Below are 16,862 nucleotides of genomic sequence, written 5' to 3'. Positions count from 1 at the left end.
GGTGTGGGGTTCACTCGCGGGCATCGGCGGTCTTCTGGCCGATGCGGAAGATCACGAACTCGGCGGGCTTGATGATGGCCACGCCCACCAGGCAGATCAGGCGCCCGTTGTCCAGGTCGTTCTGCGTCATGGTGCTGCGGTCGCAGCGCACGAAGAACGCTTCTTCAGGCGATGTGCCCAGCAGCGCGCCGCCGCGCCACTCGTTGTAGAGGTAGTCGGCAATCGTCTGGCGGATGTTGGCCCACAGGCGCTCGCCGTTGGGTTCGAACACCGCCCACTGCGTGCTGCGGTCGATCGAGGCTTCGAGGTAGTTGAAGTAGCGTCGGTCGCTGACGTATTTCCACTCCGGGTCGCTGGAGATCAGGCGCGCGCCCCAGACGCGGTTGCCGCGCCCGCTGAAGAAGCGCAGGCAATTCACGCCGGCCGGGTTGAGCAGTTCCTGCTGCGCGAAGTTGACGTCGATCTCGAAGCGCAGTGCACCGCGCACCACCTCGTTGGCCGGGGCCTTGTGCACGCCGCGCTGCACGTCGTTGCGCGCGTAGATGCCGCTGACGAAGCCGGAAGGCGGCAACGCGATCTCTTTCGGAATGTCCTCGCGCCCCGGACGCGCCAGCGGGTTGGACACCACCACCCAGGGAAAGTACATCGCGGCGTATTTCGAATCGAACAGTCCTCGATAGCCGCGCGCGGTGGTGGGCAGCAGTTCGGGCGGTGTGTCGAGCACGGCGATGCGATAGGCGCGCCGACCCTCGGCGTGCGCGATCAGTGCGCTGGCGATGGCCTGCGGGTTGTCTTCGTTGCCCTCGCCCGCGCCGTAGGCGGAACTGCCGGGCGCGGCAACGATGGAAACGTCTTCGAGCGACGCGATTTCGGAGAGCGCGAGCGCGTAGTCCGTCGGCGTGGGCTGGCCGCCATCCGCGCCACCGGCGAGCACCCACACCCGCTCGGGCTGGCCAGCCGCGTTGGTGGCGGCACCCGCGAACAGCCCGGCATGCAGTTCGGCGGGCGACACACCGGCGCCGATGTTGAGCGCATACAGGTTTTGAAGGTGGTCGCTGCGTCGCGACGGCCGGGGTGCCATCACGTGGCCGATGCCGCGCGGGTGCGAGGGCGCCAGGCCCATGCCTTCAAAGCTCATGCTGTTGCCATCTCCGTCGGTGGCCAGCGCCGATACGGTGAGCAATTGCGGCGTGCCCGCGAGCACGTCGGCCTGCGACACCTCGGTGCCAGCCAGGTTGGCCGCCGGGCGCCACGTGCTGCCCACACGCACCAGCAGCGCCGGGCTGCCCGAGACGGTGGCGCGCACCATGCTGCCGGCGGGCGCGTTGCTGAGCGTGGCCTCGGACGCCGGCACCGCGACCTCGCGCACGACCACCTGGCCATTGCCCGCAGCGCCCGGAAAGCGCGCCTGAAAGCCCACGCCCTCGTCCGTGCCCGCGAGCACCTGCGCCGCGGCGGCTGCGGCGCCGGCGCCAACCACGCGCGAGACATACAGGCGCGAGCCACCTTCGTTGAAGAAGGCGCGCACCGCGTGCGCCATGTGGTTGGTGGCGGGCACCCCAACGCCTAGCGCGAGGTCGGCGAAGCCTCCATAGATGCGTTCGAAGTCGCCGTAGCTGGTGAGGAGTTCGGGCGATTCGGGTGTGTCGTCGTCGACGCGGTATGGCCCCTTGCGCGTCGGGCCGACAAAGGCCGTGGTGCTGGTGCCCACGCCTTCGATGGACTTGGCGCGGAAGCTGGTCTCCTCGACGTAGACGCCTGGCGCGAGGTATTCAGGCATGGTGCATCTCCTTGTGAACAACGGTTGGGAACATCGCCACGGCCTTCAGACCAGGGAAATTCCGAGGGACACATGCAGCGGTCGACCGGCCGCCAGGCTGACAGGCGCGCTGGCCTGCGGCAGGCCGGCGCGCGCTGTTTCGATGGCCGCCGGATCCACCAGCGGCTGAGCGAATGAGATGCGGCCGGCGATCACGTCGGCCTGCGGTGTGCGCGTCACGCTTGCCGGGTCGGCGATGGCCTCCACGGTGGCCTCGATCTGCGTCACGATGACGTCGCCGGGGCCGGCGGACCAGGTGGTGACCGGGATGCCCGCCACCGGCACCAGGGCCTCGCCGCGCCAGTCCGACAAGCCACGCGCCAGCACCTGACCGTCGCTGACCACGCGCAGCAACACACCACCCAGGGCTTCGCCACTGCCGGCCTCTCGCAGGCTCAGGCTGAGCGCGGCCCAGTTGGCACCGAGCCGGCCAATGCTGCTCGGGTACATGGGCACCTGCAGCGGGCGGAACAGCGAGCCGGGCAGCGCGGCATTGGCGGGGTTGGCGTCGCGCGGCAGTTCCACCCGCACCAGTCGCGGCAGGTAGTGCCCCGTGGGATCGGCGATGCCCACCGTGAACGAGAGCAGGCCATCGGGCGGACCGGGCGGCGGGTTCAGGAATGCCGCGGCGTGGTCCGCCAGCGGCGCCCACTCCTGGATCACGAGCAGCCCGCTGCGGTTGCGCTGGATGCGCGCCCCGGCGGGCGCATCGATGCGCAGGGCATGGCGCAGCGGCGCGGACGTGGTGGCATCGACACAGCGCAGCGCACCCAGCACGCGGCGCTCGACACGCTCTAGTTCGCGCGATGTCTCGAGGACGAAGCTCATGAGGGCACCCCGCTGCCGCGGTAGGCAAAGCGCGTGGCCACGACCGCGCGGGCCTCGGGCAGTTCATCAGGATCGAGCCGCACGGTGCGCGCGATGTAAGAGGCCGAGACGCGGTACGAGGGCTCCAGCGCGTCCCAGATGCGCATGATGTCCTCGGTGGAGAGCTCGGCCGGCACGATCTGGATCACCTCGTCCGCGTCCCAGCCGGGCTCCGGCGTGAGCGACGAGGCATCCAGCAACGGGAACAGGTGCAACTGGCGCATGGTCCAGGCCAGCATCACCTGCTCGTCGAGGGCGCTGCCGCTCCAGGCCGAGACCAGGATGTGCAGGTCCAGGCTCAGCGGAGCGGGCAGCGCGTCCGGCGCGCGCGAGGGCCGCTGCTGGCGGCTGTGCTCGTTGACGGTGGCGCGGTAAAGGTAGAGGCTGACCCGGTTCGTGTCCTCCAGCGTGCCGGCCATCTGGTTGGACGACAGCACCTCGAAGGTGCAGGAGGGCAAGGTCAACCCGTCAAGGCTGACGGGATAGGTGTTCTGCAGGAACGTCGCGATCGACCCGCAGACGGAATGGATCGCGAAAACGTTGGCCATGGAGTGCCCTCAATGGCCATCGCATGTGGTGCGCGAGGCACCCTGAAATTCACACATATCGCCCCCTGAAAGTTGTCAAACCGTTGCGGCTCGGAACCTTTTCCACCCCATACAGCCGTCTCTTTGAAACAACTGTTGTGTGATTTATGTGGGGTTTTTATACCTTTCGTAGGCGCAACGCCGTAGAAGAAATACTTTTTTGCGGCAGGAATTACATCCCTTCACAAAAATCTGCTGCAACGCAGCACGCCGCGCGCACAGGCAAGAACAAGGGGCCTTTCGGCCCCTCGGTGATGGATGAAGGGGCGGCGTCCCGCCCACCTCAGCTTGGGCGGATGTTGTTGCGCCGGATCACCTCGGACATCGCGGCCGTGTCGCTTTTGATGCGGCGCGCCAGCCCTTCCGGGCCCGTGCCGGCCACCTGCCAGCCCTGCGCGAAGATCTTCTGGCGGATGTCTTCGCGGCGCACGATCTCGGTCAGCAGCGTGGCGAGCTTGTCCACATGGGCCTTGGGCATGCTCACCGGCGCGGCGACGGCGTTCCAGATCTCCAGCGCGAAGTCGCGCACGCCGGACTCGGACAGGCTGGGCACCTCGGGCACCACGCTGCTGCGGCCAGCCGATGTCACACCAATCGCCTTGAGCTTGCCACCGCGCACTTGCGCCATGGCCAGCCCCGGTGGCAACAGCGACATCTGCACCTGGCCACCCAGCATGGCGGTGATCACCTGCGGGTTGCCCGAGTAGGGCACGTGCACGGGCGCGATGCCCGAACGGCTCTTGAGCAACTCCATGCCGAGGTGGCCAACGGTGCCGACGCCGGGCGTGCCGTAGTTCCACTTGTCACCGGCCGCGCGTGCGGCGGCCATGAAGGCCGCGCCGCTCTCGGCGGTGGTGGCCGGCACGCTGAGCACCAGCGGGGCCACCGCGATCAGCGAGACCGGAGCCAGGTCGGTGATGGGGTCGTAGGTGGTGGCGGGGTTGAGGATCTTGGCGATCGTCATGTTGCCGTTGATCATCAGGCCGATGGTGTGGTCGTCGTCCGCGCGCGCGACCTGGGCGGCGGCGATGTTGCCGCCCGCGCCGGGTCGGTTTTCCACCACCACCGGCTGGCCCAGCGCCTGCGACAGCGGCTCGGCCAGCAGCCGCGCGGTGAGGTCGGGCGAGGAGCCGCCCGGAAAACCCACCACCATCTTGAGGGGCCGGTTGGGCCAGCCGGACTGCGCACGCGCGCTGGGCAACACGGTGGCCGCGGCCAGGGCGGCGGCGGTGGCCAGGGCGTGGCGGCGGGTGGGGGTGTTGGGGGTATGGGTATCTGTCATGTCTGCCTCTGGTTCGGGGGAAAAGAATCAGTGACCGGTCACCGGCTCGGGCTCGGGCGGTCCGTCGTAGAGCCAGGTATTGTCCAGCAAACGCTCGCCCAGCAGGCCCATGGCCCGGTCGCGCGCCCAGCGCAGTGCGCCCCGGGCATGAAAGACGGTGCCGTTGCGTTGCGAGATCTGCTGCACGCGCGCATTGCGCTGCCAGCGGGTGCGCGCGAACGCGGCGAGCAAACCGGGCCAGTCGGACCGCGCGGCGGGCACCTGCGCGAGTTGCCCGAGCGTCCACGCGTCTTCGATCGCCATGGCCGCGCCCTGGGCGAGATAGGGCCGCATCGGATGCGCCGCATCGCCCAGCAGCGCCACGGGCCCCTGGGCCTGCTCGTGCGCGCCGCGCAGGGGCGCGCGGTCATGCAGCGGCCACAGCGTCCACTCGGGGACGGCCGCGACCATGGCCATCAGCTCACCGCAAGCCGGACCCAGCGCGCGCCGCAGGTCTGTCGCGTGCGCCTCGTGCGTCCAGCCATGGGGATCGCCACCCGGTGCGAGCGCACCCTCCACCACGGCAACGACGTTGATCCAGTCGCCCTGCTTCACCGGGTAGTGCACCACGTGCAGCCGAGGCCCGAGCCAGGCCGTCACCACGTTGGCGCGCAGCGGTGCCGGCAGATCGACCGCCCGCACCAGGCCACGGTAAGCCAGGTGCCCGGTGGCGCGCGGCGGCAGATCACCCAGCAGCTGTGCGCGCACGCGGCTCCACAGGCCATCGCAGCCGATGAGGGCTGCGCCCACGAGATGCTCGCCGGTGTCCAGCCCGACCTGCACGGCCGACCCGCTAACCTGGAACGATGCCACGCGGGTGCCCCGTATCAGCTGCGCCTCGGGGCGCCGCTGCACCGCGTCCAGCAGCAGGCCGTGCAGGTCCGCGCGGTGCAGGGTGGCGTAGTGCTGCCCGTGCCGGGCCAGCGCCATGGCGCCCAGGCGCAGGTGGCCCAGCTGGCGCGCCTGGTGCGCGTCGCGCACGCGAAGCGCCTCGGGGAACGCCGCGCAGGCCTGCAAGGCGTCCATGAAGCCCCAATCGGCCAGCACACGCACTGCGTTGGGCCCGAGTTGCAGGCCCGCGCCCACCTCGCCAAACGCCTCGGCCTGCTCCAGCACCACCACCTGCACGCCCGCGCGCGACAGCGCCAGCGCGCACGCCAGACCTCCGATGCCGCCACCGGCGACGATGACTTGTGGGTTCATGGCGGCGATTGTGCCGGGGCGCGGGGCAGTTGCCTCACTGTTGGCGCCGCCGCTACAGCAGCACGGGATCCCGGTCGCGCTCGGGCTGCGTGCCCAGTGGCAACACGCACAGGGTGACACCGTCCAGTGTGAGCACCAAGCCCAGTTGCCCGGCCACCTGCACGACGCCCGATGGGGTCGCGTGCGGTGCTGCATCCGCCCTGGCGGGCACCATGGGCATGGCCGCCGCCAATGCACTGACAGGAGGATGGCGGAGCATGGCCCACAGCGCCCGCGGATCGCGCCACTGCAGTGCCTGCAGGTACAGGCGCAAGCGGGTTTCTTCCACCGCATCCAGTTCGGGTTGCGGCCGGCGCCCGGGTGCGCCACCCGCTTGCCGCAGGCGCGACAGCGCCCGCCGCAAGCGCTGCCGGCTGCCGGCTTCGGTCCTGCCGCTGGCCCGTGCGATGTCGGCGTGGCCCGCCTCGAACACCTCGTGCAGCAACACGGCGGCCCCCTCTTCCGGCGTCAGGTGGGCCGCGAGCAGGCACAAGGCGTGGTGGACCTCTTGCGCCAGCGCGGCATCCATTTCGGCCGAGGGCGAGGCCCCTACCGCATGACCGGCGTTCGCCTCGTCCAACCAGTGCTGCATCCAGTGGCGCCGCCGCAGGCGGTCGATGGCGAGGTTGCGCACCACGGTGAGCAGCCAGGCCTGCGCGACGCTGAGCACTTCGGAATCGAGCTCCAGCGCGCGGACGTAGGCGTCCTGCACGGCGTCCTCGGCGTCGGCCAGCCCCAGAAGGCGGGTTGCCGCGCGCACCAGTCGGTGGCGGTCGGCGTCGAGCAGGGCCAGCTTGTGTTCGTCGTTCATGCGCGCAGCTTGCCACAGCCCGGACGCAGACGCGGACGCGGACGTGGTGTCACACAAGCGGCGCGCCGTTCGTCAAGGCAGCTCAACCACCAGGACCTCACCATGAACACACCCGACACCACCGCGCCATCGAGCGCCACCGAACCACGCACCGCCTACCTGGAAGAAAAGGCGTTCAAGGCGCGCACGCTGCTGATCTTCGGCACCGTCACGGACGCTGTGGCAGCCGATGTCACACGCCGGCTCATCGCGCTGGACGCAGAGAGCCCCGACCCGATCGACGTGCTGGTGAGCTCGCCGGGCGGCCACCTGGAGTCCGGCGACGCGATCCACGACATCGTGCGCTTCATCGCAGCGCCCGTGAACATGATCGGCACCGGCTGGGTCGGCAGCGCCGCCACCCACCTGTACCTGTCGGCATCCCGCGAACGGCGCTACTGCCTGCCCAACACGCGCTTCCTGATCCACCAGCCCAGCGGTGGCGCCGGCGGGTCGGCCAGCGACATCGCCATCCAGGCGGTCGAGATCGTCAAGGCCCGCGAGCGCATCGCGCGCACGATCGCGCGCCAGACGGGCAAGTCATTCGAGGTGGTGCTGGCCGACATCGAGCGGGACCGATGGCTGTCGGCCGAGGAGGCGGTTGAATACGGGCTGGTGTCCCGGATCATCGAGCGCAAAGCCGAGATCCAGGGCACTTGACGTCAAGGAAAGAGGCACAGCGCGCGGTCGATGGATTGAGCCGTCGCTCCCCCCCAACGCCGAGCCATCGCACCAAAGGCCGCTGGCCCATCGCCCTGGTCGACATCCGGGCTACAGATCACGCGCCTTCGGCCGATAAACGCAGAGACAGCCCCGAAACCGACCTCAACAACCCACCCGCCATGTCTCTGCCTCCCCTTTCCGGCACGTCGGCCACCGCCATCGGCCTGAGCGGCATGCGCGCCGCGCAGGTGCGGATGGACACGCATGCCCACAACGTGGCCAACCTGCAGACGCCCGGCTTCCAGCGCCAGCTTGTCACGCAGACGGCGCGGCCCGACGCGGGAGGTGTGGACGTACAGGTCGGCCGCGAGCCCGCCGCCGCATCATTGCAAGGTGGTGACGGTTTCGACCACCTGGCGGAAGACCTGGTCGGCCAGCGCATGAGCCTTTACAGCTTTGCCGCCAACCTGCGCACCGTGCAGACACAGGACGACATGCTCGGTACCCTGCTGGACGAGAAGGCCTGAGCGAAGCCCTCGTGCAGTTGCGGCATCATGCGGGTTGCGCGTCCCGCACCGATGGGGTCGCATCGCCAGGAGACCCCATGCTCAAGACCTACCACGGCAGCTGCCACTGCGGCGCCGTCACCTTCGAGGCCGATCTCGACCTGACGCAGACCAGCTACCGCTGCAACTGCTCGATCTGCCGCCGCAACCGCTTCTGGCCGGCGGTGGCCAAACCCGAAAACTTCCGCCTGCTCACGGGCGAGGCCGACCTCACGCTCTACGTGTTCAACACGAAGAAGAACCACCACCTGTTCTGCAAGCATTGCGGCGTGCGCTGCTTCGGCATCGGCAACGAGACGCCCATGGGCACGATGTATGGCGTCAACCTGGGTTGCCTGGACGACGTGACTGACGAGGAACTCTCCCGCGTGCCCATCACCTACGTGGATGGCCGCGAAGACCGATGGCAGGCCGCGCCCGAGTTCTTCACCCACCTGTGAGCCCGGCGGGCCCGGTGCGTCACAGGATGCGGTTGAACCAGAACACGGACAGGCCGGCCGAGAACAGCGCCAGGATCGAGGCCACGAGCGCGAGCAGACCCGAGATTTCGGTCTCGCGCTTCTCCACCGTCAGGCGCGAGCTCAGCGTCTCGTAGACCTTCTTGAGGTTGTCGGCGGTGCCGGCGTAGAAATACTCCGCCTGCGTGGTGCGGGCGACTTCCTTGAGGCTGTCTTCATCGAGCCGCACGCGCATGGACCAGCCCTCGAAGCCGATGATCTCGCCATCGACCGTGCCCACGCCCACGGTGTAGACGCGCACGCCGCGGTCGGCCGCCATCTTGGCGGCCTCGGCGGTGTCCACGCCGGTGGTGCGCTGGCCGTCGGTGAGCAGGATGATGGCCGCCGAGCTGTACGAACCCGGCGCCACGGGCGTGAAGGGCTTTTCTTCGGGCCGCGGCTGGTCAAGCGAACGTCCCTTGGGCGCGAACGGGTCGGCGTTGCGGCTGTAGGTCATGTCACCGAGGTTGATGCGCTGATCGGGGAACAGTTCGGAGAGCGAGACCACGATGGCACTGCCAATGGCGGTGGCGCGCTGCAGCTGGAACTTGTCGATCGCGGCAACCAGGTCCTCGCGGCTGAGCGTGACGGGTTGCACCACCTGCGCCGAGCCGGCGAAGGCGACGATGCCGACCTTCACATGGCGCGGTAGTTCCGCCAGAAAGGCCTTGGCCGCGTTCTGCGAGGCCACCAAACGATTGGGTTGCACGTCTTCGGCGCGCATGCTGCCCGAAACATCCATGGCCAGGATGATGGTCTGCTGGTTGGAGGGCAGCACGATGGTGGCCATGGGCCGCGCCGAGGCCAGCAGCATCGCGGCGATGGCGAGGAGCAGCAGCACGGGTGGCACATGGCGGCGCCAGCCCGGCCCTTTGCCCATGGCTTCGCGCACGATGGACAGGCTGGCGTAGCGCAAGGCGGCTTGTTTGCGCCGGCGCAGCAACCACACGTAGAGCAGGACCAGCAGCGGCAGCGCGAGCATCAGCCAGAGCAACTCCGGCCAGAGGAAAGTGACGGGCAGGTCGTTCATCATGCTCGGGCTCCTTCACGGCGCGTGGTGAGGCTGCGCCGGTCGCGGGTAGGCAGTTGCGTGGGCACGTGGCGGGATGCCAGGCCATTGCGCGCCTCGCGCAGGCGGCGCTTGCGCAGGTCGATGAACCGCAGCACGGCTTCGGCCAGGTCGTCGTCGGTGGCGAGTTCGAGCGTGTCCACGCCCGCTCGCGCCAGGCTTTCGCGCAGTTGCGCCTCGCGCTGCGCCGCAATGCGCGCGAAGCGCTGGCGGAAGCCCGCATCGTGCGTGTCCACCATCAGTTGCTCGCCGGTCTCGGCGTCGCGGATCGGGATCAGGCCGAGGTCGGGCAGGTCGAGCTCGAGCGGATCGAGCAGGCGCACGGCCACCACGTCGTGCCGCCGCGCAAGCTCGCCCAGCGGTTTTTCCCAGCCGGGCTCGCTGATGAAGTCGGACACCACGAACAGCGTGCCGCGCTGGCGCACGGTGTGCACCGCCGCGCGCAGCAGATCGGCAAGCTGGGTCACGCCGTTGGGTCTGCGCGAGGCGTCCGTTCTGACCGGGGGTTGCAGCACCATCTGCATCAGTCGCAGCACCTGCGTTCGGCCGCCGCGCGCGGGCAGCACGGCGTCCACCACCGGCTGGCCACGCGAGCCGTAGAGCACCGCACCCACGCGGTTGCCATGGCGACCGATCAGGCGCGCGAGCACGGCGGTGAAGTCAAGCAGCACCTGGCTCTTGCGTTGCTCTCCGGAACCGAAGTCGACCGAGGGGCTGAGGTCGAGCAGGAACCAGGCGGCCATCTCGCGGTCTTCGGTGAACACGCGCACGTGCGGTGTCTGCAGGCGCGCGGTGACGTTCCAGTCGATGTGGCGCACGTCGTCGTGGTGCTGGTACTCGCGCAGATCCGCGAGGTCCAGCCCCGAGCCCCGCATCAGCGTGCGGTGATCGCCCTGAAGCAGACCGTCAAGACGGCGCAGCACGGTCCACTCCAGCCGGCGCAGCAGGGCGTCGGCGCGGCGTGCCACGGGGGTGGCGAGCGCGCCCGCACTCCGGTCGGCCCCGGGGGCGGGTGCTGTGCCGAGCAGGCGCTTGAAAAACATGCCGATGGTCCTGCTTCAGGCGGCGCGTTGCTCGTGTTCCAGCGGCCGTGCCGGCGGCGGGATGTGTTTCATGATGCGCGCGATCAACGCCTCGCTCGTGAGGCCTTCGGACAGGCCTTCATAGGAGAGCACCACGCGATGGCGCAGCACGTCGGGCACGAGGTCGCTCATGTCCTCGGGAAGCGCGTAGCTGCGCCCGCGCAACATGGCCAGGGCGCGCGCGCCCTCGACCAGACCGATGGTGGCGCGCGGGCTGGCGCCAAAGGTGATGAGGTGGGCCATGTCCTTGATGCCATGCCTGGCCGGCGCGCGCGTGGCCGATACCAGCTTGACGGCGTACTGCACCAGCGAGGGGTCGACGTACACCCGACGGCACTGCGCCTGCAAATCGGCGAGCTGCTCGGTGGTGGCCACGGCATTGACGTGCACCACCGGGCCGGTCACGCGCTCGACGATCACGTACTCTTCTTCGTCCGTGGGGTAGTCCACCAGCACCTTCATCATGAAGCGGTCAACCTGCGCCTCGGGCAGCGGGTAGGTGCCCTCGGTCTCGATCGGGTTCTGCGTGGCCATCACGAGGAAGGGGTTGGGCACTTTGTGGGTCTCGCCGGCGATCGTCACCTGGCGTTCCTGCATCACCTCCAGCAGCGCGCTCTGCACCTTGGCGGGCGCGCGGTTGATCTCGTCGGCCAGCAGCAGGTTGGCGAACACAGGCCCGAGCGAGGTGCTGAAGTCGCCGGTTTTCTGGTTGTAGATGCGCGTGCCCACGAGGTCGGCCGGCACCAGATCGGGTGTGAACTGGATGCGCTTGAAGCGACCGTGCACCACCTCGGCGAGTGTCTTCACGGTGAGCGTCTTGGCCAGGCCGGGCACGCCTTCGACCAGCAGGTGGCCCTGGGCCAGCATGGCCACCATGACGCGCTCCAGGAACCGGTCCTGTCCGACCACGACGCGCTTGACCTCGTACAGGATCTGCTCCATCAGTTGGGCGGTGTCGGGTGCGGTGCTTTGGTCCATGGAACGCTCCTGTGGAGATGAAACAGACTCAGAAAGGCGGCAGGCCGGCGGCGCTGGCGGCGCTCTCGATCGGCACTGCAAAACCGATGCCAACAAACGTGCGGTGGCTGGTGGGGTTGAGGATGCCGGTGACGATGCCGACCACCTCACCATCCATCGTCACCAGCGGCCCGCCCGAGTTGCCGGGGTTGGCCGCGGCATCGAACTGGATCAGGTTGCCGATTTCCTGCTCGCCCTCAGGCGACTTGAACGCGCGGTCGAAGCCCGAGATGACGCCCGATGATGTCGAGGGCCCGATACCGAAGGGAAATCCGACGGCCACGACGCCGTCACCGGGCAGGAGGTCGTTGGTGGATCGCATGGTCGCGGCGATCAGGTCGTCGGGAATGGTGTGGGCCTGGAGCACGGCCAGGTCGTTCTGGGGCTGCACGCCGGTGACGCTGGCGCCGGACTCCGTGCCGTCCGCGAACACGAGCTTGATGATCTGCGCCCCCTGCACCACGTGTAGGTTGGTCAGGATGATGCCCTTGTCGACAATGACCACCCCGGTCCCCACGCCCTGCTCCTGCTCCTCGCCCTTCTTGTCCTTGACGTAGGACATGACGCGCACCACGGCGGGGCGAATCTTCTCGGCCGCGCGCGCGGCGGCCGAGGGCAGGCTCTGCGTGGTGAGGGTGCGCAGCACGGCCGCGTCGATGTCCTTCTGCGTCAAGGCCCTGGGGGCGAGGGCCCCGCCTTGCCAGACGCTGGCCGCAAGCAACGCCGCCAGCAGCGCCAGGGCCGACCACATCACGCGCGGGCTGCTGGCGGCGCGGCCGGCAACACCACGCCAGCGGCTGCGCGGCATGGCGGCAGCCGGTTCCGCCACCGCTTCAACGGGCGCTTCCCCGCCCGGAGCGCCCCGCTTCGACCCCGCCGGACGGGCGGAGGGGCTGTACAAGGCAGGCTTTCGCATGGCGACTCCTGGGGGAGAAACGAAAACACATCATGCCGCGTTGCGGCATCCGGCTCAAGCGCTCAACAATTGCCTGAGCACGTAGGGGAGGATTCCTCCCTCGCGGTAATAGTTCACCTCCACCGGCGTGTCGATGCGCAGGATCACCGACAGCTGGTGGCGTCGGCCATCCGGGCGGGTGATCACCAGTTGCGCCTCACTCTGTGGCTGGAGTTCGGGATGCGGAATCACGTCGACGGTCTCCTCGCCGGTCAGGCCCAGGCTGTCCCACGAATCCCCCGCCTTGAACTGCAGCGGCAACACACCCATGCCGACCAGGTTGGAGCGGTGAATGCGCTCGAAGCTGCGCGCCACCACGGCCTTGATGCCCAGCAGCTGGGTGCCCTTGGCGGCCCAGTCGCGACTCGAACCGGTGCCGTACTCCTCGCCCGCGAACACGACGGTGGGAATACCGGCGGCCTGGTAGCGCATGGCGGCATCGAAGATGCTCAGCTTCTGCCCCTGGCCCACGCCCTCGAGCTGGAAGATCGTCCAGCCGCCCTCCTCGCGTGAGCCATCGGGCCCGGGGGCGAGCATCAGGTTCTTGATGCGCACGTTGGCGAAGGTGCCGCGCATCATCACCTCGTGGTGGCCGCGGCGCGCGCCATAGCTGTTGAAGTCGGCCTTGAGCACGCCACGCGAAAGCAGCCATTGCCCGGCGGGCGAGCTTTCGGCGATGTTGCCGGCCGGCGAGATGTGGTCGGTGGTGATGGAGTCGCCAAACAGCGCCATGATGCGCGCCCCGCGCACAGCCGGCGGCTCACCTGCGGCGGGCATGGCGAGCTTGAAACTGGCGAAGAACGGGGGTTCGGCGATGTAGCTGCTTCGAGGCCAGGTGTAGGCATTGCCCGAAACACCCTTGATGTGTTCCCAGAGCTTGCCCGGCTCGCTGGCCACGCGCGCGTAGTTCTCGCGATAGGCCTTGCCGTTCATGGCGAACTTCATGAGCTTGTAGATCTCGTCGCTGCTCGGCCAGATGTCGCCCAGGTACACCGGCTTGCCACCCTTGCCTTTGCCGAGCGGCTCGGTCATGAGGTCCTTCATGACGTTGCCGGCAATCGCATAGGCCACCACCAGCGGCGGGCTGGCGAGGAAGTTGGCTTTGAGGTTGGGGTGGATGCGTGCCTCGAAGTTGCGGTTGCCCGACAGCACCGCCGCACAGACCAGGTCGTTTTGCGTGATCACCGCATTGAGCTCGGGCGTGAGGTCGCCGGCGTTGCCGATGCAGGTGGTGCAACCGTAGCCCGCGAGCGCAAAACCGAGCTTTTCCAGGTAGGGCAGCAAACCGGTCTGCGTGAGGTACTCGGTGACGATGCGCGAGCCAGGGGCGAGCGACGTCTTGATGTGCGGCTTGACCTTGAGGCCGGCCTCCACCGCCTTCTTCGCCAGCAGACCGGCCGCCAGCAGCACGCCCGGGTTGCTGGTGTTGGTGCAGCTGGTGATGGCCGCGATCAGCACGTCGCCGTTGCCGATGGTGAGGTCGCCGCGCGGCGCCTGCGCGGGTGCCGGCGCGCGCTCGGGCCGGTTTTCCACCATCTCAGCCACGTCGCGCGGTGCGCCCTCGGGCGTGGGCGGGGCTTCCGGCACCGCCGCCTCGCCGTTGTCGGCGTGAAAACGCGTGTGCAGGAGTTCGGCCGGACGGTTGAAGCCGTTCTGGGCGTTGGGTTTGCTGAACAGCTCGGCAAACTGCCGCGCGACCTGGCCGAGTTCGATGCGGTCTTGCGGCCGCTTCGGGCCAGCCAGGCTGGGGGTGACCAGCCCCAGATCCAGCTTGACCACCTGGGAGTAATCGATGTCGCCGCTGGCGGGCACGCCGAACAGGCCCTGCGCCCGGAAGTACGCCTCGAAGGCCTCTATCTCGGTCTTGCTGCGGCCGGTGCCGCGGAAGTAGTCGAGCGTCTTCTCGTCGACCGGGAAGAAGCCCATGGTGGCGCCATACTCGGGCGCCATGTTGGCGATGGTGGCGCGATCGGGCAAGGCCAGTGAGGTCGTGCCTTCGCCAAAGAACTCGACGAACTTGCCCACCACCTTGTGCTGGCGCAGGATTTCGGTGACGGTGAGCACCAGGTCGGTGGCGGTGACCCCTTCGCGCAGGCGACCGGTGAGCTCGAACCCCACCACGTCGGGTGTGAGGAAGTAGACCGGCTGGCCCAGCATGGCGGCTTCGGCCTCGATGCCGCCCACGCCCCAGGCCACCACGCCGATGCCGTTGATCATGGTGGTGTGGCTGTCCGTGCCCACCAGCGTATCGGGGTAGTACAACCCGCCTTTCATGTGCACGCCGCGCGCGAGGTACTCCAGGTTCACCTGGTGCACGATGCCAAAGCCCGGGGGCACCACACCAAAGGTGTCGAAGGCCTGCATGCCCCACTTCATGAACTGGTAGCGCTCGTTGTTGCGCTGGAACTCCAGCTTCATGTTGAGGTCCAGCGCCTGCTTGCTGCCGTAGTGGTCGACCATCACCGAGTGGTCCACCACCAGGTCCACCGGCACCAGGGGCTCGATTTTTTTCGGGTCCTGGCCCAGGCGCTGCGCCACGCTGCGCATGGCGGCCAGATCGGCCAGCAGCGGCACGCCGGTGAAGTCCTGGAGCACCACGCGCGCCACGGTGAACGGGATCTCGTCGGTGCGCGCGGTGTTGGGCTGCCACTGCGCCAGTTGCGCGACGTGCTCTTGCGTCACGCGCTCACCGTCGCAGTGGCGCAGCACGCTCTCCAGCACGATGCGCAGCGACACCGGCAGGCGCTTGACCGAAGGGTATTGCCTGGCCAGCGCCGGCAACGAATAGAAACGGCCGCTCTTGCCCGAGGCGGTACGAAAAGTCTTGACGGTGGCGGCAAACGGATGCGCGAACGTGGTGGGCGTGGCCATGGGGTGCTCCTGACGGGGTCGGTGGGAAAACCGATCCATTCTGTCAGCAGCCCGGTATTCCGTGCACGCTGCAATGGAATGACACATCCCGCCACGGATTCTCATCCGCGGCTGGAGGGTATCGTCCGGCGTCCGCAGGGCAGGCAGACCGGAACGATGCGTCACAAGCGCCCGGTGAGCAGCAACACGATCACGATCACCAGCAAGATGCCGAGCAGACCGCTGGGACCATAGCCCCAGCCCCTGCTGTACGGCCAGCTGGGAACGACCCCGAGCAGAATCAGAACCAGGACAATGAGCAGCACGGTTCCAAGGGTCATGGCGTTCTCCAGTGAGGGCGGTTGAATCGGTGGTCGCTTCGACCGGCCACTCGGGCCGGCACGGCCCGTCGCTCCGGTTTGCTGCAGCGTAAGTGCTCCGGGCGGCCGCTTCTGTTCGCTGGCGCACATGGCGCCCACGACACCTTCGCGGCCTGCCCGGTTGCCGGGGCGATGGCACGGCCATGACGTCCGAGGTCATGGTCCACGTGCGCGGGTGTCCTAACATGCCGCCCATGAACGCCCTGACCCCTGCATCGCGCAACGCGCCTTCCGTCCCTTCGCCCTTTGGCGCCCGCCTGCGCCACTGGCGCCAGCACCGCCGCCTGAGCCAGCTGGACCTGGCGCATGTGGCCGACGTGTCCACGCGCCACCTGAGCTATGTGGAAACCGGCCGCGCCAGCCCCAGCCGCGACATGGTGCTGCGCCTGCTCGACCGGCTCGACATCCCCCTGCGCGAACGCAATGCGCTGCTGGAAGCGGCCGGCTATGCGCCGATGTACCGGGAACGCTCGCTGGACGCGCCCGACATGGCCTCGGCGCGCGCCGCGGTCCAGCGCATCCTGGCCTGCCACGAACCCTGGCCCGCGCTCGCGATGGACCGGCACTGGAACCTCGTGATGGCCAATCGCATGGTGCCCATGCTCATGGCCGGCGCCGACCCTGCGCTGCTGCAGCCCCCGGTCAACGTGCTGCGCCTGAGCCTGCACCCGGATGGTCTGGCGCCCCGCATCGCCAATTTGCGGCAATGGCGCGAGCACCTGTTCGAGCGCCTGCGTCAGCAGATCCATGCCACCGGCGACGACACCCTGGCGGCGCTGCTGGCCGAACTCAAAGGCTACCCCGATTCATTCGGCGCCGAGGCCCTCACCCTGCCCGGCGAACACCAGGGCGTCCTCATGCCGTTCGAGTTCCGCACGCCCGCCGGGGTGCTGCGGCTGGTGAGCACCACCACCGTGTTCGGTTCTCCGGTGGACATCACGCTGCAGGAACTCGCGCTGGAAACATTCTTTCCGGCGGATGACGCTTCTGCGGATTTGCTGCGGCAAGCCGCCGCCCAGGCGTAAAAAAACCGCAGCAAGCGCTGCGGCTTCGAGGTTTCAGTTCAGGGAAGAACCATTCCAGGCAGGATGCCAGCC

At 68.5% G+C, this 16,862-nt stretch carries 16 protein-coding genes; 4 read left to right on the top strand and 12 right to left on the bottom strand.

The genetic code is table 11. The features are described 5' to 3' along the window. Nucleotides 1-10: 10 nt before the first annotated feature. The 6 genes from AB7P10_RS06215 to AB7P10_RS06190 all read right to left on the bottom strand — a co-directional run bounded on the left by AB7P10_RS06215 (nt 11) and on the right by AB7P10_RS06190 (nt 6,647). Nucleotides 11-1,780, bottom strand: a complete 1,770-nt coding sequence (locus tag AB7P10_RS06215; RefSeq protein ID WP_428292966.1) for a phage tail sheath family protein — start codon at nt 1,778-1,780, stop codon at nt 11-13. Nucleotides 1,781-1,825: 45 nt separating this feature from the next. Next, nucleotides 1,826-2,647: a hypothetical protein gene (locus tag AB7P10_RS06210; protein WP_428292965.1), complete on the bottom strand. Its 822-nt coding sequence runs from the start codon at nt 2,645-2,647 to the stop codon at nt 1,826-1,828. After that, nucleotides 2,644-3,234, bottom strand: a complete 591-nt coding sequence (locus tag AB7P10_RS06205; protein WP_428292964.1) for a DUF4255 domain-containing protein — start codon at nt 3,232-3,234, stop codon at nt 2,644-2,646. The genes AB7P10_RS06210 and AB7P10_RS06205 overlap by 4 nt, the downstream gene beginning before the upstream one ends. 322 nt (nt 3,235-3,556) lie before the next feature. Continuing rightward, nucleotides 3,557-4,555, bottom strand: coding sequence for a Bug family tripartite tricarboxylate transporter substrate binding protein (locus AB7P10_RS06200; RefSeq protein ID WP_428292963.1), 999 nt, complete (start codon nt 4,553-4,555; stop codon nt 3,557-3,559). A gap of 27 nt (nt 4,556-4,582) precedes the next feature. After that, on the bottom strand, nt 4,583-5,797 hold the full coding sequence (locus AB7P10_RS06195; protein ID WP_428292962.1) for an FAD-dependent monooxygenase: 1,215 nt from the start codon (nt 5,795-5,797) through the stop codon (nt 4,583-4,585). 52 nt (nt 5,798-5,849) lie between these two features. Beyond that, nucleotides 5,850-6,647 (bottom strand): sigma-70 family RNA polymerase sigma factor, encoded by a 798-nt coding sequence (locus tag AB7P10_RS06190; protein ID WP_428292961.1) that lies wholly within the window; start codon nt 6,645-6,647, stop codon nt 5,850-5,852. A 102-nt stretch (nt 6,648-6,749) separates the two neighbouring features. Between AB7P10_RS06190 and AB7P10_RS06185 the strand changes: the two genes are divergently transcribed. The 3 genes from AB7P10_RS06185 (at nt 6,750) to AB7P10_RS06175 (ending at nt 8,355) form a co-directional block, all read left to right on the top strand. Next, nucleotides 6,750-7,346, top strand: a complete 597-nt coding sequence (locus tag AB7P10_RS06185; RefSeq protein WP_428292960.1) for an ATP-dependent Clp protease proteolytic subunit — start codon at nt 6,750-6,752, stop codon at nt 7,344-7,346. Between the two features lie 182 nt (nt 7,347-7,528). Next, on the top strand, nt 7,529-7,876 hold the full coding sequence (locus AB7P10_RS06180) for a flagellar basal body protein (protein WP_428292959.1): 348 nt from the start codon (nt 7,529-7,531) through the stop codon (nt 7,874-7,876). A 77-nt stretch (nt 7,877-7,953) separates the two neighbouring features. After that, the gene (locus AB7P10_RS06175) at nt 7,954-8,355 is read left to right on the top strand and encodes a GFA family protein (RefSeq protein WP_428292958.1); all 402 of its coding nucleotides are present in this window, start codon (nt 7,954-7,956) and stop codon (nt 8,353-8,355) included. 19 nt (nt 8,356-8,374) lie between these two features. Here the strand turns inward: AB7P10_RS06175 and AB7P10_RS06170 are convergent, their stop codons facing one another. The 6 genes from AB7P10_RS06170 to AB7P10_RS06145 all read right to left on the bottom strand — a co-directional run bounded on the left by AB7P10_RS06170 (nt 8,375) and on the right by AB7P10_RS06145 (nt 15,726). Continuing rightward, the gene (locus AB7P10_RS06170; protein WP_428292957.1) at nt 8,375-9,445 is read right to left on the bottom strand and encodes a VWA domain-containing protein; all 1,071 of its coding nucleotides are present in this window, start codon (nt 9,443-9,445) and stop codon (nt 8,375-8,377) included. Beyond that, nucleotides 9,442-10,524, bottom strand: a complete 1,083-nt coding sequence (locus AB7P10_RS06165; RefSeq protein WP_428292956.1) for a DUF58 domain-containing protein — start codon at nt 10,522-10,524, stop codon at nt 9,442-9,444. Before AB7P10_RS06165 ends, AB7P10_RS06170 begins: the two co-directional genes overlap by 4 nt. Nucleotides 10,525-10,539: 15 nt before the next feature. After that, nucleotides 10,540-11,541 (bottom strand): AAA family ATPase, encoded by a 1,002-nt coding sequence (locus tag AB7P10_RS06160; RefSeq protein WP_428292955.1) that lies wholly within the window; start codon nt 11,539-11,541, stop codon nt 10,540-10,542. Between the two features lie 28 nt (nt 11,542-11,569). Next, entirely contained in the window at nt 11,570-12,496 is a 927-nt protein-coding gene (locus AB7P10_RS06155; RefSeq protein ID WP_428292954.1) for a S1C family serine protease, read from the bottom strand. Nucleotides 12,497-12,550: 54 nt separating this feature from the next. After that, complete coding sequence (locus AB7P10_RS06150; protein WP_428292953.1) at nt 12,551-15,406, bottom strand: aconitate hydratase; 2,856 nt, start codon at nt 15,404-15,406, stop codon at nt 12,551-12,553. 161 nt (nt 15,407-15,567) lie between these two features. Then, on the bottom strand, nt 15,568-15,726 hold the full coding sequence (locus AB7P10_RS06145) for a DUF3309 family protein (RefSeq protein ID WP_428292952.1): 159 nt from the start codon (nt 15,724-15,726) through the stop codon (nt 15,568-15,570). Between the two features lie 233 nt (nt 15,727-15,959). Here AB7P10_RS06145 and AB7P10_RS06140 point away from each other — a divergent pair, with 233 nt between their 5' ends. Beyond that, nucleotides 15,960-16,790, top strand: coding sequence for a helix-turn-helix domain-containing protein (locus AB7P10_RS06140; protein WP_428292951.1), 831 nt, complete (start codon nt 15,960-15,962; stop codon nt 16,788-16,790). Nucleotides 16,791-16,862: the final 72 nt, after the last annotated feature.

This window comes from Hydrogenophaga sp. (genome assembly GCF_050182545.1).
Taxonomy (GTDB): Bacteria; Pseudomonadota; Gammaproteobacteria; order Burkholderiales; family Burkholderiaceae_C; genus Hydrogenophaga.
Note: the sequence above shows the minus strand (reverse complement) of the source record. Positions and strands in the feature narration are given on the sequence as shown.

Bases quoted from the DNA above. Each gene is read 5' to 3' on its own strand.
- AB7P10_RS06145 (WP_428292952.1), bottom strand. From the start codon at position 15,726: ATGACCCTTGGAACCGTGCTGCTCATTGTCCTGGTTCTGATTCTGCTC.
- AB7P10_RS06185 (WP_428292960.1), top strand. From the start codon at position 6,750: ATGAACACACCCGACACCACCGCGCCATCGAGCGCCACCGAACCACGC.
- AB7P10_RS06195 (WP_428292962.1), bottom strand. From the start codon at position 5,797: ATGAACCCACAAGTCATCGTCGCCGGTGGCGGCATCGGAGGTCTGGCG.
- AB7P10_RS06215 (WP_428292966.1), bottom strand. From the start codon at position 1,780: ATGCCTGAATACCTCGCGCCAGGCGTCTACGTCGAGGAGACCAGCTTC.
- AB7P10_RS06190 (WP_428292961.1), bottom strand. From the start codon at position 6,647: ATGAACGACGAACACAAGCTGGCCCTGCTCGACGCCGACCGCCACCGA.
- AB7P10_RS06175 (WP_428292958.1), top strand. From the start codon at position 7,954: ATGCTCAAGACCTACCACGGCAGCTGCCACTGCGGCGCCGTCACCTTC.
- AB7P10_RS06210 (WP_428292965.1), bottom strand. From the start codon at position 2,647: ATGAGCTTCGTCCTCGAGACATCGCGCGAACTAGAGCGTGTCGAGCGC.
- AB7P10_RS06180 (WP_428292959.1), top strand. From the start codon at position 7,529: ATGTCTCTGCCTCCCCTTTCCGGCACGTCGGCCACCGCCATCGGCCTG.
- AB7P10_RS06200 (WP_428292963.1), bottom strand. From the start codon at position 4,555: ATGACAGATACCCATACCCCCAACACCCCCACCCGCCGCCACGCCCTG.
- AB7P10_RS06170 (WP_428292957.1), bottom strand. From the start codon at position 9,445: ATGATGAACGACCTGCCCGTCACTTTCCTCTGGCCGGAGTTGCTCTGG.
- AB7P10_RS06165 (WP_428292956.1), bottom strand. From the start codon at position 10,524: ATGTTTTTCAAGCGCCTGCTCGGCACAGCACCCGCCCCCGGGGCCGAC.
- AB7P10_RS06140 (WP_428292951.1), top strand. From the start codon at position 15,960: ATGAACGCCCTGACCCCTGCATCGCGCAACGCGCCTTCCGTCCCTTCG.
- AB7P10_RS06150 (WP_428292953.1), bottom strand. From the start codon at position 15,406: ATGGCCACGCCCACCACGTTCGCGCATCCGTTTGCCGCCACCGTCAAG.
- AB7P10_RS06205 (WP_428292964.1), bottom strand. From the start codon at position 3,234: ATGGCCAACGTTTTCGCGATCCATTCCGTCTGCGGGTCGATCGCGACG.
- AB7P10_RS06155 (WP_428292954.1), bottom strand. From the start codon at position 12,496: ATGCGAAAGCCTGCCTTGTACAGCCCCTCCGCCCGTCCGGCGGGGTCG.
- AB7P10_RS06160 (WP_428292955.1), bottom strand. From the start codon at position 11,541: ATGGACCAAAGCACCGCACCCGACACCGCCCAACTGATGGAGCAGATC.